Origin of the sequence: Bacillus sp. Xin1 (assembly GCF_013314535.1) — a bacterium.
In the GTDB taxonomy this organism is placed as follows: Bacteria; Bacillota; Bacilli; order Bacillales; family Bacillaceae_G; genus Bacillus_A.
This window is the reverse complement of sequence record NZ_JABUAE010000002.1, coordinates 308,812-324,682: the sequence shown is the minus strand read 5'-3', so window position 1 is coordinate 324,682 and position 15,871 is coordinate 308,812. Positions and strand designations below refer to the sequence as shown.

Below are 15,871 nucleotides of genomic sequence, written 5' to 3'. Positions count from 1 at the left end.
GAGGGGGGTTTTGGTTATTCATCTAACTCATAAATAAAAAAAGCCATCAGCGATACTCTCCCGCTGATGACCAAAGTTTCTATGCATTTTTCATTTTTGCAAATACCCACACTTTTAAGCGTGAGAACAGTGCTACAAATACAACTGTTACAACAATTCCCTTAATTAAATTAAATGGGAGAATTGCCGCTACAATCATTTGTCGCATACCACTACTAGACATAGCAGGCTGATTTAAAAACCAAGTGTAAGCCGGTAAAATGATGAAATAATTTAACACACTCATAATTACCGCCATAGTAACTGTCCCTAACATTAACCCTGTTGTTAAACTTTTTACTGTGCGATACTTCCGAAATAAGAAAGCTGCTGGTCCAATAAATAGACACCCTGCAATAAAGTTTGCTATTTCTCCAACTGGAACTCCCGTTAAACTGCCTTGAATTCCGTAGTGAAGAATATTTTTTATCGCTTCTACAACTACACCTGCAATTGGACTAAAAATAATCGCTGCAATTAAAGCTGGCACATCACTAAAGTCAATTTTTAAAAACGGCGGAAGTCCTGGGAATGGGAAATCCAACATCATAAGCAAATACGCAATACTACTAAGCATCGCTACGCTCACCATTTGTACTACACTGTTTTTTTGTTTCATCCTTCTCTCTCCTTTTCCATCGATCATCTCATGGAAAGTGGAAAGGTTCTGCTATGCCTATTTTTTTCCTATCATGAAAAAACCCTTTGTGTTTTACACAAAGGGAGAATTTTTTAGGCACATCAAACAGACGTTCAAATACTTATCTTTTTTGAACGCTTGAACCTCCATCTTCTCCCATCCAGACTATACTGTCGGCTTTGGAATCTCACCAAATCCTGCCTTAACGGCTCGCGGGCTTAGAACGAAAAGCAACTGTTCATCACCGCCGGTCGGGATTTTCACCCTGCCCCGAAGATAGACCGATATTCTATTTTCTCCACCATTATACAACATCATCGTACAGTTGTGAACAAAAATGTTTATAACTTATAAATAGTAAGTAATTTTTTTATTATAAAGTGAACCTTAATCAGCTCGATCCCTCCTACCTTCTTTGTTTTCCTCTGAATCTTGAGGCGGGGCCTTACTGCCCATGAATAGTGGGATACATACAATATAAAAACAGTCATTAGATTATATGACAACATAATCCATATTTTTTACAATTCGATTTTTTCCTTCGCAATTCCCTAGTCATCCATACAGAAAAGTGATAAGATGTTGAATTGTTAAGATAAGAGCATTTTCTTAATACGGAGGAAATGTCATGAGCAAAGAAAAAAGACACTCTATTCAAGAAACGATGAAAAAAAACTTAAGAAAAGAATACTTTTATTTAAAAAAAGAGTTGCTTTTCTACTGTCCAATTGATTTAGGCGCATTTTCAAGAGAAACATACTATGCTACTTTTGATGAAGAAGGAATTAGTATTTATCAGTATGATAAAACAACAGAAAGTAAACTAAAGCTATGTGAACGTCATCCATGGAACAGTTGGGATAAAGTGAAAATTGATCACTATTTAACAACATCGCAATTTATTTTCCAAGGAAAGCGTAATTGGATTCTCTCTCTCTTTCATAAAGGAAAAGAAGCACAAAAAATAATCGAAGATCATACTTCTTTACAAACAGAAGTTGTTTCTCGATCCTTTTTGAAAAAGCTTCCTGGTTTTCGTTCTAATACAATTTTAAACAAATACATTGGCAGCATATGTTATACCGCACTTATTGCATGTTTATTAAAATGGATTATTCCATTCCAACAAATACAAGTTGCCTTGTATTCTTTTTCTATCGGTTGTATGCTCCTTGGTCTACTGTGTTTGACAATTGGACTAATTGAACCAACCATAGTATTATTTCGAACAACGGAAAAAACGAGGGCGAAGGTCTTTTATTATTATAGCTATTTAGCCATTTCTGGGTTTATATGTGTCTTTATTTTTTGGTAAAAAAGAGCTAGTTTTGCTAGCTCTTTTTTAATTTATATATAATTTTTGATTTGGGTAAATCCGATCTTGCCTCAATTCATTTTTCACTTTTATTTCACGAACTGTCATACCGAACTTATGTGCAATACTTACCAAAGTGTCTCCTTTTTGCACAATATATAGTGATGCTGATGCTATTTGATTCATCTCTTCCTTTAAAACAAGCAAAGGATCCATTGCATTTCTTTTCCCGAACGTCCAAGCACCCTTATGAACTTCTAAGTGCAGATGCGCTCCTCGTGATTCACCTGTATTACCTACTTCACCAATTACCTCACCTCTTGCAATATGTTCCCCCTGCAGTACATATCTCTTATTTAAATGAGCGTAAACAGCTTCATATTCTCCATGTTTAATAAACACTACATGTCCATAACTATTTGAAAAATAGGATTTTGTTACCGTTCCACCCCGAATCGCCGCAACCGGTGTTCCGATTGAGGCAGCTATATCAATACCGTAGTGCTTTCCATTCCTTGTTCCAAAATAATCACTAATTCTTCCATCTACAGGCCATATCCATCGTTCATCCTCAGCATAAGCGTATACTTGAGAACTAAAAAACATCCCAACGACAAGTATACCGATTTTTAAGACTTTCATATACATCCTCCGTTTTTTGATAACCGTCACACTTTCTCTATTGTGGTATATTACGGAAAAAAGTATACAAAAAAAGAAAGTGAATCACTCCACTTCCTTCTCTTCCTTATTACGAAAAACAATTGCACTTCGTTTATATTCAACATCTCTTACATTAAGACGAGCGTTTATCACCCTAGCTATTGCAAATAAATAATCAGATAATCGATTAACATATTGCAATACAACTTCATTTATTTCTGCTTGCTTTCCTAACGATACAATATGACGCTCAGCTCTTCTCGTTATCGTACGTGCAACATGAATCATCGCAGACGCTGCGCTCCCACCAGGCAAAATAAATCGCTCCAGCGGTGGAGCTTCTTCTATGTAGCTATCAATTCGTTCTTCTAAATATATAACCATCTCTTCCGTTACTTTATACGGCATTGTTTGCTGCATAATTGCTAAATCACCACCACAATCAAACAACTCATGCTGAATCTTTTCAAGCTCATCATATATGTCCTGAAAGCGTTCTTCTCGAATCATAGTCATCGCATATCCAATATGAGAGTTTGCCTCATCAATTGTTCCATATGCTTCTACACGAATATGATCTTTATCAACTCGCCCACCGATAATACTTGTTTGTCCTTTATCTCCTGTTTTTGTATATAGTTTCAAATCTTCTACACCTCTCTTTTTAAGCTTTATTCATTACACTAGTTATTACAAATATAAGTATACATTTTAAAAACGAATTAAAAACTTTCTTTTTTTGTGGTGAGAGAGCATCCAGCCATGGGTAGAAGCGGTCAGTTCCTTTTTCAGCCCCATACCATGTGAAAACAGAAGGAGAAAATGAGTGGGGACCTTCTTTTTTTCATAGCCGCGACTTATATGGCGGAAAGTTAAAATAGATTTATATACATTGAAAAACGGTATAAACCTTTTTTTGATGAAAGAGAGGAACCAGCCGTGCGTAAGAACTGTCAGGCTCTCTTTCAGCCCCATGCCATGTGAAAACAGAAGGAGAAAATGAGTAGTGATTACCTTTTGTTTTCATAGACACGAATGATATACCAGCAAATCACTATGGATTTATCCTTTCCATAGTGTAACCTTTTTATCTTCCAATCAATTTTCATAAAGGGACTATCCTCTACTAATAGCACATTAAAATAAAAAGTTCTAATATCCTTCATTCCATTGAGAAAATATTAAAACTCAAATAGAATAAAAAATATTAGAACTTCAGTATTCACTCACAACAATATCACTTATATGGATTGACCTGGTAAATATACAGAGAATGTTGTCCCTTCTCCAACAACACTTGATATGGAGATTTTCCCGTCATGACCTTGCACAATGTTTTTAGCAATTGCAAGCCCTAAACCAGTACCGCCCGTTTTCCCACGTGTTCTTGCTTTATCAGCTTTATAGAAGCGGTCAAATAAGAATGGAATATCTTCTTCAGGGATACCTGCACCTGAATCTTGCACTTCAAAGACTAGTCCATTATTTTTCGTATCAATAATAAGCTTAACATGACCACCTGCGTTTGTATGTCTAATTGCATTATCTATTAAGTTCGTTAATACCTGTTCCATACGATCCGCATCAAATGGATGCTCCTCAATCGGATTACGGAAATCAACGGTTAACTGCACTTCTTTATCCTGCGCAATCCCTTGGAACTTACGGCCAATTTTCTCAACAAACGGATGAATATCGACTTCAGATATATGCAGTTCTACATGACCACTTTCCATCCGAGCTAAATCTAAAAGTTCATTTACAAGGCGTCCTAAACGAACAGACTCGTCATAAATAATTTGTACAAACTCATTTATCTCTTCTTTCGTTTGAACAACATCATCTAAGATTGCCTCACTATAACCTTGAAGCATAACCATTGGAGTACGCAATTCATGAGACACATTCGCAATAAAATCTTGACGCATTTTCTCAAGACGACGTTCTTCCGTCATATCTCGAAGGACTGCAACAGCACCACGAATTTTTGTTTGATTATATAGTGGAGTCATAAGGACAACGTAATTACCCTTTTGTAAATTAATTTCAAAAACTTGCTGCTGCTCACTCTCTACTACAAGATGGAACAGCTCAACAAGCTCAGGTGGTAAATTTCTACTTAATTCTAACTCTTTTTCTTCTTGCCAAACTTGTAAAAAGTGCTCCGCTGGTGGATTGATAACAACAACTTCACCTTCTTGATTCAGTGTTACAACCCCATCTGCCATACTACTTAAAATACTAGAGAGTTGTTCTTTTTCTTGTTGCAGCGCATTAATATTAAACTTCAATTGTTTTCCCATTTGATTTAATGCCGTTGCTAGCTCTCCTATTTCATCTTGCGAAACCATAGGTGCTTTCGTATCAAATTTTCCGCGCGCCACTTCAAAGGCCACTTCACGCATTTTACGAAGAGGAGCTGTAATGCGTGTCGATAAGAAAAAGGCAAAGAACGTTGTTAAAATAATTGCAATTCCCGCTGATAGAAAAATGAAATCAGTCGCTTTTTCCATCCCTTGTTTTGGAACTTGCAATGATTGATATACAAACACCGCACTATGATTTGATGATTGGAGTGGTTTACCAACAATCATAATATCATTTTCGGAATTCTTATTCGTTTTGTCATCAGACACTTTTTTTATTTTTTCTTTATTTTCTTTTTTATCGATAAAAACAGCTGCTAAATCTTTATCCTTTTTCAGATCTTCTATTGTAAGATCTACCAATCCTTCTTGTTTCGGTGAAGAAGAAACTTCATGATCCCCCTTCACAATAATAATTCGTGAGAGTGGATCAGCAAACTTATATGCGATATTCTCAATCGTTTCTTCGTCTGCACCCTCTTCAATTAATTCTGAAACACTCGTTGCTACTTTGGTAAGCCTTGTTTCGCTCATTTCAATATAGTAATTATCAAAAAACTGTGAAAGCAAAATGGCAACAAAGCCAAGAACAAACGAAACGAGCAGCAATATTGTCATCCATAGCTTTCCTACTACACTTCTCCAAAGCATCAGTCGTTCACAACCTCAAACTTATAACCAACACCCCATACAGTTACAATCATCTTTGCTGCTTCAGATGATTTTTTACTTAATTTTTCACGCAAACGCTTTACGTGTGTATCTACTGTACGCAAATCTCCAAAGAATTCATATTGCCATACCTCTTTTAACAATTGTTCACGATCAAACACTTTATCAGGAGCCTTTGCTAAAAATAGCAATAATTCATATTCCTTTGGTGTTAAGTTAACTTCATCACCATCCGCTGTAACGCGATGCGCATCGTTATCAATTGTTAAATGTGGGAATACAATAACATCTTTTGTTGTTGTATCTTGTGTAAAGAATGTTGTTGTTACAGAACGGCGTAATACTGCTTTTACACGAAGAACTACTTCACGTGGACTAAACGGCTTTACGATATAATCATCGGAGCCAACTTCAAATCCTTGCACCCTGTTTACTTCTTCGCCTTTAGCTGTCAGCATAATAATTGGTGTTGCTTTTTTCTCACGAATCCCTTTACATACTTCAATTCCATCTTTTCCAGGCATCATGATATCTAATAAGATTAAATCATAGTCATTTTGCAATGCTTTTTCTAAAGCTGTATCACCATTATCAGCCTCATCAATCGTATATTGTTCTCTTTCTAAATACATTTTTAATAAACGACGAATACGATCTTCATCATCCACAATTAAAATTCTTGGTTCGTTTTCCATTGCTTCCCGCTGCCGTAAAAAATATGACAACGGTTCACACCTACCCTTCTATAATGTAATACTGTTTTTGCTCTTATCTCATAATAGATAATTCTAAAATGTTAGTCTTCCACCTTAGACATTATGCTTCACAAGAATAATAAAGTTTGTTCATTTCTTTTCCAAAAATATGTATTTTCCTTGAACAGGACATTTAGGCCCCGACATCATTTTACAAAATCAACCTTTATTTTGCCATGTTTTTCTCAAAAAAGAAAAGAAATTGACAAAAATAAAATAGGAAAGTGACCACCACTCTCCTATTTTATCATGCTGAACCGCATCATGCGCTTCCTTATGCATATGAGTGTAAACCAGCAATAATTAAGTTTACCACTATAAAATTAAACATGATAATCGCAAATCCAATTACCGCAAGCCATGCTGACTTCTCACCATGCCACCCTTTAGATAAACGTAAATGTAAAACTGCAGCATAAAAGAGCCATGTAATAAGTGCCCATACTTCTTTTGGATCCCATCCCCAAAAACGAGTCCATGCAATTTGTGCCCAAATCATCGCAAAAATTAGTGCCCCTAACGTAAAGACTGGGAATCCAATCGCAATAGAGCGATATCCAATTTCATCGAGTAAATCACTGTTAACATTTCTCACTACTGGCTGAAGAGCCGCAGATACCCTTTTTCGTAAAATTAATCTTAATACAATATAAAGTCCTGTTCCAACAAGCAATGACCAAATGACTGTATTTAATTTCTTTGCATTTATAATAGCAGGCATTTCTGCAATTGGTTCAAGTTTCCCAGTTGTTAGTAATTCTCCTTCATGTGGGCCAACTAGCGCAGGAAGATTATATTTCATCTCTACTTTCTGTTCATTTTTATCCACCCATTGAAATTTCGCTTCATATTTTGTCGCTGAATAAACCGTTGTTACAGCGATAAATCCGACAGTACAAACGAGTGTAAACACCACTGTTTCTAACCAAAATGTTCGTTTCGATTTTTTGGATTGATCTACATTTTTAAGTAAATACATAACACCTGTAATAAAACTAATTGCTAAAATAGCTTGTCCAGCTGCCGCTGTTGTTACATGAATATGTAGCCAATTACTTTTCAGCGATGGAATAAGCGGTGAAATTTCTCTTGGAAACATACTTGCATATGCAATTAATAACAGCGCTACTGGTAAAGCAAATAATCCGACGATACTAACACGATACATAAAGTACATAGCAATAAAAGCACCAACAAGCATCATGCCAAAGAATGTACCAAACTCAAAGAAATTACTTACTGGGGCATGCCCGGAAGCAATCCATCTTGTTACAAAGTATACAGTTTGAGCGGCGAACCCTAAAATTGTTATGGTTATACCTATATTTGCCCACTTCCGTCCTTTCTCTTTAATTGCTCCTCCAAAGAACAGTGTTGCAATTAAATATAAAATAAAAGCGGTAAATAGAAAATTACTGCTTATTTGTACCATTTATTCTCTCTCCCCACCTTAACTAATTTTTTGGTCATTTACTTTGTCGTATGGTTGTGGAATTGTTGTTCCTTCAAGTACTTTTTCAATATCTTTCCGCAAGCCAAACCAATTTTTATTTGTATGGCCCGCAATCCACCATTCATCTTTAACACGTTGTATCCAAATGCGACGATGATTCCAATACATCCCTTGAATCACACCAACCATGAAGATAAATCCTCCGATACCAAGAATCCATAGCGTCAAATCTTTTCTTACAATCAGCCCTGTAGCGTTTCGCATTTCTACTCCCGCAAAAGTCATTTTATATTGATTATTTCCTTCTGGTTCAATATTTTGTTGTATCCCTACAAAGCTTACTTCTCCTTTTGGTGTCTCTGGCGTAAACATTTTAAATACGAAAGCTGGATTATTCGGAATCTTTGTTTTTGTATTCGGCTGACCATTCTCATCAAAATAAAAATCAGGGAAATAACTTAATAGTTTAATAGAATATCCATCTCCTAAATCGTACGTTTCCTTTGGATTCTCTAGATTCACTTTAATAGGTGTCCATTTTTGTTGATTGTCTTTTTTCTGTAAGGAAAAAGACATACTACTAAATTCATTTTCTTTAAAATCTAATTGATATAAGGCAAATTGATCAAATTTGAGCGGTTCATTTACCCGAATCTCACCTTTTTTTACCTTCTCTAACTTTGGTTTTTGTCCGGCAACATTTTCCCCTACCGCTTTGTATAATACAGCATTCGTTTGATAGTTTTTAGCAATCATTTTATCGCCCACACGCTCAATCGCATCATTAAATACTTGATCATCTTTACTTTTATCATAAACTTCTTTTATAAACTTTTCATTTTTTAAATAATACTTGCCATCCGTCCCTGGTATCTCTTTTGTTTCACCGTCACGCAGCCATAGCGATTCATCCACATACATGCTCGGAAGAAACCGTAGCATTGCTCCAAATAGAAAAATAATAAGACCGATATGATTGACATATGGACCCCAGCGAGAGAATCTTCCTTTTTCTGCTAAAATATTTTCACCATCAACTCTTACAGTATAATTTTTTTTCTTTAAATTAGCTTGAATCTGTTCTAAATCTCCTTCTTTTGGAGTTCCTGTCCCATACAATCGTTGTCTCTTTAAAAAGCTTGGGTGCCTTTTTACCCCCTGTTTTTTTAAAGCTTTATACAGCGGGATTACACGATCCAAACTACATATCACAAGTGATACACCAATCGAAGCAATTAAAATCATATACCACCATGAGCTATATAAATTATTAAAACCTAGTTGATAATATAATTGCCCTAGAAAACCATATTCCTGCTCATAATATTCACTCGGCGTAACACCTGGAGGTATGTACATTTCTTGTGGGAATATTGTTCCAACTGCTGATGCTAATAGAGTGATAACTATAAGCCATACTCCTACTTTTACAGAAGAAAAAAAGCTCCAAATCTTATCCACGATTGTTTTCGTATGAGTAAGAGAGCGCCGAGCACTCCCCTCATATCGCATATCTAATAATCTTGTACCTTCCTTACTTTCAAAAGGTTTCCCACAAGCTTCGCAAAAAATTGTGCCAATTGGGTTTACATGCCCACATTCACATTTTATTTGTTCCAATATTCTCACCGCCTTTTGTTTCTATTTATCATTGTATCTTCCAAGTGTAAGTTACCGCAATACTCAGAATTTTCAAGAGGGGTACTAAGACAAAGCAAAGCACCTTCATCTAGCAAACACATTAACTATCACATTATGTAAAGGCTTTCTTTATTAAGGAGTAATCTTCGTTAAATATCCCTCTATTTGATCCTTCGTTTGTGTACCCGTGATTTTTTCAATTACATTTCCGTCTTTATCAATTAAAAATGATGTTGGCAGTGGTCCCACGCCGTATGTACCGATTATTTCTTGCCCTTTATCAATTGCCACAGGAAACTTTAATCCATATTGATTCACAAAATTTTTCACTGCAATATTCGTTTCATCTGCATCTAACGCAATGATTTCAACGCCTTTTTCTTTATATTTAGGATATAATTCATTCATATAAGGCATCTCTTTTTCACACGGTTTACACCATGTTCCCCAAAAGTTTAAGAATACTCCTTTTCCCTTCAAGTCATTTAACTCGATTTTCTTTCCTTCTAAATCTGTAACAACAAAGTTAGGCGCTTTTTTCCCAATTTGCATTTTTTCCTTCTCAACAAAAAAACCTTGATAGAGTGTAAATCCTACTGCTGCGCTTAAAATAAGCAAAATGAGAATGCGAAATAGTAAGCGATTCTTATTCATACTCGCTCCCCTCTCTTTGATGAATTTGTATGTAAACAATTTCTGTAACTACTAACTTGTCCCTTACTTCGAGCATTTGTTTATTTTCGTGTATATATCTCTATAATCACCCGCGGGAGATAACACTCCCCACGGATGAAAGTTTGACTTTACCACTTATCTTGGTTTTGTAGAAGCAAGCGCACGTAGTTGTTTTACTTCATGAGGTGATAACTCTCTGGCATCACCAGGACGTAAGCTTCCTGCTTCTAAGAAAGCGTAACGTTCACGTTTTAATTTCATTACTTTACAGCCAAGCGCTTCGAACATGCGGCGAACTTGACGGTTACGTCCTTCATGGATTGTTAATTGAACAATTGCCATTTCTTTACGTTTATCCCAAGAAAGAATTTTCACACGTGCTGGTGCTGTCTTTCCATCTTCTAGTTCAACACCTTTTTCTAACACGCGAATTTTTTCTCCTGTTAATGGTCCTTTTACTTTTGCAACATATGTTTTCTCAACTTTATATTTTGGATGCATTAATATATTTGCAAAGTCACCATCGTTTGTCATAAGGAGTACACCAGACGTATCATAGTCTAAACGACCAATTGGGAATAAACGCTGTGTGATTTCAGGGAAAAAGTCTGTAACAACTTTTCTTCCTTTGTCATCTGATACACTCGAAATAACACCTGTTGGTTTGTATAGTAAAAAATACACAGGTTCTTCTTTTTCAAGAGGGATATTATTTACTTCTACTTTATCTTGAGGAGTTACCTTTGTTCCTAACTCAGTCACTACTTTACCGTTAACTTTCACTTTTCCTTGCTGAATAAGCTCTTCAGCTTTTCTTCTTGACGCAATTCCAGCTTGCGCAATCACTTTTTGTAATCGTTCCATTTCCTTAATTCACCTCAAATTTATCTTACCTTCATTAGAAAGACTTGGCAACCGCCGAAGGTTTACAGCGATTTTCCTCGTCTATCATAAACAACATAGCTATAGTGCAAACTTTTAAAGGCTAAATGCTAGTTTTATCCTTTATTATTGTTTACGTTCATATAGTTGTTCACAACAAAAGTTCATTATTTTGTCAAAAATACTCCAAAAAAAAAACCACTATTAAGCCTACTCTTAATAGCGGTCGTATACGTATTATAAGCGAATTGACGTAAAAAATGAATACCGATTACTGAAACAATAAAGAAACGAACACAATAGAACAAATAATCCCAATTAAATCTGCAAACAATCCTACCTTTAAGGCATCTCCCATTTTACGAATCCCAACAGCTCCGAAGTACACTGTTAAAATATAAAATGTTGTATCTGTACTTCCTTGCATCGTGGAAGCAAGCCTACCAATAAATGAATCGGGCCCATATGTAGCAATTAAATCTGTAGTAATACTTAATCCTGCAGAGCCAGAAATGGGACGTATAAGCGCAAGCGGCACAATTTCTGCTGGCACATGAATCATATCTAACATTGGCTTCATGACGGAAATCATGGCATCTAGTGCCCCTGATGCCCTGAAAATAGAAATAGATACAAGCATCCCTACCATAAATGGTAAAATAGAAATAGCAATCTGGATTCCTTCTTTTCCGCCCTCTACAAATGATTCGTACGTTGGAACTTTTTTTATCGTCCCATACAATAGAATAAAACCAATAACACATGGAATCACCCATAATGAAATTGTATTAACAATACTCACTTTTTCCGCCCCTTTCTACTCCGTCTTCGGTAAAAATAGCGGTCAATCCAAATCGCTCCAATCATTGATAACACTTGTGCAATAAACGTAACACCAACAATTTCAGTCGGATTCGCCGACTCATACGTCATCCGAATTGAAATTACAGTAGTCGGTATCAATGTAATTGCAGATGTATTTAAAGCCAAAAATGTCACCATAGAACGACTTGCAGAATCCTTTCCCCCATTCAATTCCTTAAGCTGTTCCATGGCTTTAATACCAAGTGGCGTCGCTGCATTTCCTAACCCAAAAAAATTTGCCATCATATTTGATAAAATAAACCCCATCGAAGGGTGATCTTTTGGTACTTCTGGAAACAACCTTTTTACAACTGGCATAAAAAATGAGACTAATTTCTTTAATAAGCCTGCTTCTTCAGCAATTTTCATTAAACCGAGCCAAAAGACTAAAACACTAATTAGCCCAATACAAATTGTTACTGCATCTTTTGACCCTTCAAAAACTGCTTTATTCACTTCCTCCATCGTTCCGTTTACCATCGCATATACAATCCCAATGACCGCCATCGCCACCCATACGAGGTTAACCATCTGTTCCGACACCTAACATATGAGAGAAAATCTCTCTCACATCATTCCAATATACTCCCGTTGTGGCAACTAGCTTTCGTTTACTATAAAATAAATTGCGCTCGCCTACTTTCTCGTTACCTACATAAATAATTGTTTTCCCAATTTTTTCTCCACTCTTTAACTTCGCATTTTTATCAAGTTCAACTTTTAGCAAGACTTCTTTTCTCTCATTTACTGTTAAAGGTACCGAAAAACCATTTTGGGTATAAACATGATTTGTATACTTCTTTTCTTTCAGTCCAGAGAGTGCTCCTTGCTCTAGAACTTTCGTTAACTCATACTGTTTAAATCCTTGATCAAATAAATACATATGGTCATCCCAATCACTGGATGCATTAAGCGTCACTACAATTAAATCTAAACCATCTTTCGAAGCTGTTGTAACAAGTGTACGCCCAGCTTTCTTTGTAAATCCCGTCTTTCCTCCTGTTGCAAATTCATAATAAGAGGTTACAAGTTTATGCTTGTTTTTCCATGGATAATCCCATGCTTTCGATTGATATGTTTTTGTTCCGAAAATTTTCCGAAACGTTTCATTTCCCATTGCATACCGTGTTAAAAGCGCCATATCATATGCAGATGAATAGTGCGTACCGTCTCCATCTAAACCATGTGGATTTGAAAAATGTGTATCTTTCATTCCGATTTGTTTCGCTTTCTCATTCATCAAATAAACAAATCCTTCTATGCTTCCTCCAACATTTTCAGCAATTGCTTGGGCTGCATCATTACCTGAACGAAGCATTAAACCATAAACTAAATCTTCTAGCGGCACTTTGTTTCCAGGTCTTAAATAAATGGCCGAGCCCTCTACTCGAACAGCTTTATCGCTAATAGGTACAGCTTCTTTCATTCTTCCTGATTCAGCAGCAAGCAAGGCAGTCATAATTTTTGTGATGCTAGCGATTTTCTGTGGTTCATGTTCTAATTTCCCATATAAAACTCGTCCTGAATGTTCTTCCATCAATATAGCATTATGGGCGCTTACATCATTCATTTGTGCATATGTATGAATCGGTATAATACTTGCACACATTACAATAAGTGCAATTACAATCCAAGTTCGTCTCATATTCCCCCACCACGTCCTTTTGGCACTTTTTGTACAAGTGTATGCTTGGCCCTATAAAATATGAACGAAATATTCTATTCTATACCAGCAAAAAAGACGCACAAATATGCGTCTAGTACGGTGTCCACTCAAGCTGCTTCGCACTTTCAAATCGCTTTTCCACATCTGGCCAATTTACAACATTCCACCAATTTTTAATGTACTCATCTTTTCGATTTTGGTACTGCAAGTAATATGCATGTTCCCATACATCAAGCACAAGTAACGGTATCGTATCCCACTGTGTGAATAATTGATGAAGGGTACTCTGTAAAATCTCTAATCTTCCCGAACGAGGTACCCACACAAGAATCGCCCATCCAGATCCTTCTACCTTCGATGCAGCTTCTGTAAAATGCTTTTGAAAACGTAAAAAGCTTCCAAAATCTTTCTCAATTTGTCGAGATAATGCACCTCTTGGACTTCCGCCCCCATCTTTTTTCATGTTATTCCAAAATATCGTGTGTAAATAATGGCCTGAACCGTGAAAAGCCGCTTCCCTTTCCCAATGCTTTATTAAATCAAATTTGTTTGTTTTCCTTGCTTCTTCCATCATTTTTTCTGCTTTATTCAGTCCTTCTACATAACTACGATGATGCTTATCATGATGCAGCATCATAATTTCTCGAGAAATATATGGTTCTAGAGCATTGTATGGATAGGGTAACGGCGGGAGCGTGTGACCTCCGATCGGAACAGATCGTTCAGTATACTCTCTTTCGTACAATTCATATTGTTCATTCTCGTACATAAATACTTCTTGTAAATGATTTTGAATGTGCTCCACATCTTCACTTATCTCATACAGTAATTCAGCATCTGTTTCATATTCATTTTCTTTCATACGGTCTAATAGCATTTGGATTTTATAGGCAAGCATATGGACGTCATACACTTCAGTTGCACGACTATCTAGTACGTGAAGAACACTTTCACACCAATTTTCTACTTCATGAAAGTAATCTGTAAATACACTTTGCTGGTTCATACAACGTGACACCTCCTTGATGCTATCCACTTTAACTATATTCAGTTCCCGCATTGTATATACCGTACAAAACAGCAAAAGAATCCTCCACTCTTTCTCTCCTTTTGTTCTCACATCGCATGGGATTAAAAAAGGATCTGACCGCTTCTATCCACGGCCGGATCCTCTCTTCCATCTAAAAAGAATGGGTTTCTTTCAATCTTATTTTAATACTTGTGTAACATCTTCGTTTGATAGTCAGTTTCATAATATTCCAATTCCTCACGCATTGTTTGAAACTTACCTTCTAATTCTTGCATTACTTTTTCAATTGAGTGAGGTGGTACTTGTTGAAAAGCAATGGAATTTTTCCCTGTATATGCTGAGCGACTATTTTCATACCATTGATCACTCTTTGGTGAAAAGAATTCAGCAATTACTTGATGATAGATTTTATATAATGTTTTCTCAGCAGCCGCTTTTCGAAATGGTTGACTACTCAATAAAACAAGGCACGCATCCAACCCTTCTTCACAAAATACAAGTAATCGTCTTAATGCCGATAATAGACCTTCATAATAATGCTTATTACCTTCTGGTGACTCTTCTAATAAAGAAGGTAATGTATGATAATTTACAAAATCAGTCATTAAAGTAATAACCTCTTCTAAAAATCCCGAAATTTGATGCGTTTGATTTTCAACCATTGAATTAGACATATCCTTTTCTCTCCTTTGCCATTTTACGCTATTTCTACTTTTTTATTTTTATGTAACTCAGCCATTATGTTTTGTACTTTTACCACTGTTTTATCATCAAAATATTTTTGGAAATCTTCTATTACATTAATATACACACGCTTTTGCCCACGAAGTTCTTTATTTTTAACAAAGCAAGCTAGAGCAACGATATCACGTAAATATATGTCTTGTTCTTCTATTTTAAAAACTGGATTTCCTTCAAACGGAGTAATTTCTTGCAAAATTTCTTCAAAATAACGGACATATAATACAGAAAATGTTTTTTCTTGTTCATTCAAAATATAAGTTACTTCAGATCGATTAAAGAAATCTTCTGATGTATTAGATTGTGCTTTTTCTAGTTCATAGCCTCCGTAACCTATTATAACCATCCGCTTTCCCTCTCTTCCTTATTTTGTTCTATTTTAACTTATTTTTCTGAATAAACAAAATTTTAATTCATCATTAATTCTTAACAAACATATATATGATATTTCCATATTTATATAAAAAAT

At 35.8% G+C, this 15,871-nt stretch carries 16 protein-coding genes and 1 riboswitch; of the genes, 1 reads left to right on the top strand and 15 read right to left on the bottom strand.

Annotation, left to right across the window (positions count from 1 at the left end):
- Positions 1–79: 79 nt before the first annotated feature.
- The gene (locus tag HRG09_RS04770) at positions 80–658 is read right to left on the bottom strand and encodes an ECF transporter S component (RefSeq protein ID WP_174099601.1); all 579 of its coding nucleotides are present in this window, start codon (positions 656–658) and stop codon (positions 80–82) included.
- 165 nt (positions 659–823) lie between these two features.
- Positions 824–961, bottom strand: a riboswitch (FMN riboswitch).
- A gap of 346 nt (positions 962–1,307) precedes the next feature.
- Between HRG09_RS04770 and HRG09_RS04765 the strand changes: the two genes are divergently transcribed.
- A complete protein-coding gene (locus HRG09_RS04765) occupies positions 1,308–1,994 on the top strand; it encodes a hypothetical protein (RefSeq protein WP_174099600.1) in 687 nt (228 codons plus the stop codon).
- A gap of 27 nt (positions 1,995–2,021) precedes the next feature.
- Here the strand turns inward: HRG09_RS04765 and HRG09_RS04760 are convergent, their stop codons facing one another.
- The 14 genes from HRG09_RS04760 to HRG09_RS04695 form a co-directional block, all read right to left on the bottom strand.
- Entirely contained in the window at positions 2,022–2,636 is a 615-nt protein-coding gene (locus tag HRG09_RS04760; protein ID WP_174099599.1) for a peptidoglycan DD-metalloendopeptidase family protein, read from the bottom strand.
- Between the two features lie 84 nt (positions 2,637–2,720).
- On the bottom strand, positions 2,721–3,302 hold the full coding sequence (locus HRG09_RS04755) for a cob(I)yrinic acid a,c-diamide adenosyltransferase (protein WP_174099598.1): 582 nt from the start codon (positions 3,300–3,302) through the stop codon (positions 2,721–2,723).
- Between the two features lie 596 nt (positions 3,303–3,898).
- Positions 3,899–5,674, bottom strand: coding sequence for an ATP-binding protein (locus HRG09_RS04750; RefSeq protein WP_174099597.1), 1,776 nt, complete (start codon positions 5,672–5,674; stop codon positions 3,899–3,901).
- Positions 5,674–6,390 carry a DNA-binding response regulator ResD gene (resD, locus tag HRG09_RS04745; RefSeq protein WP_174099685.1) on the bottom strand — a complete coding sequence of 239 codons (717 nt, stop codon included), beginning with the start codon at positions 6,388–6,390 and terminating at the stop codon, positions 5,674–5,676. Before resD ends, HRG09_RS04750 begins: the two co-directional genes overlap by 1 nt.
- Positions 6,391–6,724: 334 nt before the next feature.
- A complete protein-coding gene (gene ccsB, locus HRG09_RS04740) occupies positions 6,725–7,882 on the bottom strand; it encodes a c-type cytochrome biogenesis protein CcsB (protein ID WP_174099596.1) in 1,158 nt (385 codons plus the stop codon).
- 18 nt (positions 7,883–7,900) lie between these two features.
- Positions 7,901–9,526: a cytochrome c biogenesis ResB family protein gene (locus HRG09_RS04735; RefSeq protein ID WP_174099684.1), complete on the bottom strand. Its 1,626-nt coding sequence runs from the start codon at positions 9,524–9,526 to the stop codon at positions 7,901–7,903.
- A 150-nt stretch (positions 9,527–9,676) separates the two neighbouring features.
- The gene (gene resA, locus HRG09_RS04730; protein ID WP_174099595.1) at positions 9,677–10,198 is read right to left on the bottom strand and encodes a thiol-disulfide oxidoreductase ResA; all 522 of its coding nucleotides are present in this window, start codon (positions 10,196–10,198) and stop codon (positions 9,677–9,679) included.
- A 156-nt stretch (positions 10,199–10,354) separates the two neighbouring features.
- Positions 10,355–11,083, bottom strand: a complete 729-nt coding sequence (rluB, locus tag HRG09_RS04725; protein WP_174099594.1) for a 23S rRNA pseudouridine(2605) synthase RluB — start codon at positions 11,081–11,083, stop codon at positions 10,355–10,357.
- 289 nt (positions 11,084–11,372) lie between these two features.
- Positions 11,373–11,903 (bottom strand): spore maturation protein SpmB, encoded by a 531-nt coding sequence (gene spmB, locus HRG09_RS04720; RefSeq protein ID WP_033796016.1) that lies wholly within the window; start codon positions 11,901–11,903, stop codon positions 11,373–11,375.
- Positions 11,900–12,496: a spore maturation protein SpmA gene (gene spmA / locus HRG09_RS04715; RefSeq protein WP_000247813.1), complete on the bottom strand. Its 597-nt coding sequence runs from the start codon at positions 12,494–12,496 to the stop codon at positions 11,900–11,902. Before spmA ends, spmB begins: the two co-directional genes overlap by 4 nt.
- Positions 12,489–13,610 carry a D-alanyl-D-alanine carboxypeptidase family protein gene (locus HRG09_RS04710; RefSeq protein WP_174099593.1) on the bottom strand — a complete coding sequence of 374 codons (1,122 nt, stop codon included), beginning with the start codon at positions 13,608–13,610 and terminating at the stop codon, positions 12,489–12,491. The genes spmA and HRG09_RS04710 overlap by 8 nt, the downstream gene beginning before the upstream one ends.
- A 112-nt stretch (positions 13,611–13,722) precedes the next feature.
- Entirely contained in the window at positions 13,723–14,637 is a 915-nt protein-coding gene (locus HRG09_RS04705) for a superoxide dismutase (RefSeq protein ID WP_174099592.1), read from the bottom strand.
- A gap of 206 nt (positions 14,638–14,843) precedes the next feature.
- A complete protein-coding gene (locus HRG09_RS04700; RefSeq protein ID WP_174099591.1) occupies positions 14,844–15,335 on the bottom strand; it encodes a YpuI family protein in 492 nt (163 codons plus the stop codon).
- Positions 15,336–15,358: 23 nt separating this feature from the next.
- Complete coding sequence (locus HRG09_RS04695; protein ID WP_174099590.1) at positions 15,359–15,748, bottom strand: hypothetical protein; 390 nt, start codon at positions 15,746–15,748, stop codon at positions 15,359–15,361.
- Positions 15,749–15,871: the final 123 nt, after the last annotated feature.

Excerpts from the sequence above, each read along its gene's own strand:
- HRG09_RS04770 (WP_174099601.1), bottom strand. The coding sequence starts at position 658 with ATGAAACAAAAAAACAGTGTAGTACAAATGGTGAGCGTAGCGATGCTT.
- HRG09_RS04765 (WP_174099600.1), top strand. The coding sequence starts at position 1,308 with ATGAGCAAAGAAAAAAGACACTCTATTCAAGAAACGATGAAAAAAAAC.
- HRG09_RS04760 (WP_174099599.1), bottom strand. The coding sequence starts at position 2,636 with ATGAAAGTCTTAAAAATCGGTATACTTGTCGTTGGGATGTTTTTTAGT.
- HRG09_RS04750 (WP_174099597.1), bottom strand. The coding sequence starts at position 5,674 with ATGCTTTGGAGAAGTGTAGTAGGAAAGCTATGGATGACAATATTGCTG.
- resD (WP_174099685.1), bottom strand. The coding sequence starts at position 6,390 with ATGGAAAACGAACCAAGAATTTTAATTGTGGATGATGAAGATCGTATT.
- ccsB (WP_174099596.1), bottom strand. The coding sequence starts at position 7,882 with ATGGTACAAATAAGCAGTAATTTTCTATTTACCGCTTTTATTTTATAT.
- resA (WP_174099595.1), bottom strand. The coding sequence starts at position 10,198 with ATGAATAAGAATCGCTTACTATTTCGCATTCTCATTTTGCTTATTTTA.
- rluB (WP_174099594.1), bottom strand. The coding sequence starts at position 11,083 with ATGGAACGATTACAAAAAGTGATTGCGCAAGCTGGAATTGCGTCAAGA.
- spmA (WP_000247813.1), bottom strand. The coding sequence starts at position 12,496 with ATGGTTAACCTCGTATGGGTGGCGATGGCGGTCATTGGGATTGTATAT.
- HRG09_RS04710 (WP_174099593.1), bottom strand. The coding sequence starts at position 13,610 with ATGAGACGAACTTGGATTGTAATTGCACTTATTGTAATGTGTGCAAGT.
- HRG09_RS04705 (WP_174099592.1), bottom strand. The coding sequence starts at position 14,637 with ATGAACCAGCAAAGTGTATTTACAGATTACTTTCATGAAGTAGAAAAT.
- HRG09_RS04700 (WP_174099591.1), bottom strand. The coding sequence starts at position 15,335 with ATGTCTAATTCAATGGTTGAAAATCAAACGCATCAAATTTCGGGATTT.
- HRG09_RS04695 (WP_174099590.1), bottom strand. The coding sequence starts at position 15,748 with ATGGTTATAATAGGTTACGGAGGCTATGAACTAGAAAAAGCACAATCT.